This is a genomic window from Streptomyces sp. AB3(2024) (genome assembly GCF_041862025.1).
In the GTDB taxonomy this organism is placed as follows: domain Bacteria; phylum Actinomycetota; class Actinomycetes; order Streptomycetales; family Streptomycetaceae; genus Streptomyces.
The window spans coordinates 1-293 of the sequence record NZ_JBGWAB010000379.1 but is presented as its reverse complement, the minus strand read 5'-3'; the positions used below and the strand labels follow the sequence as shown (position 1 = coordinate 293).

Annotated in this window: 1 protein-coding gene; it reads right to left on the bottom strand. The window is 69.6% G+C overall.

Annotation, left to right across the window (positions count from 1 at the left end):
* On the bottom strand, positions 1–293 hold a 293-nt coding region (locus ACEPPI_RS40855; RefSeq protein WP_373920293.1), incomplete at both ends, for an acyltransferase domain-containing protein.

The following is a 293-nucleotide window of genomic DNA, read 5'->3' as shown; positions in this document are numbered from 1 at the left end:
GGCAACGGAATCGACGCCATACCCCCCAGACCGGCCAACTCACGGCCGATCACCTGCGCCCGCAGCGCAACGACCCGAGCCGCATCCCCGAGGGACAGCGCACCCGAGACGGCAGCAGCGGCGATCTCACCCTGCGAATGCCCGACGACGGCATCCGGCACCAGTCCGAGGGAACGCCACACCTCGGCGAGGGAAACCATCACCGCCCACGTCACGGGCTGGACCACATCCACCCGCTCCAGCGAACGCCCCTCCCGCAGTACCTGGACCACGTCGAAGTCCACGAACGGCGC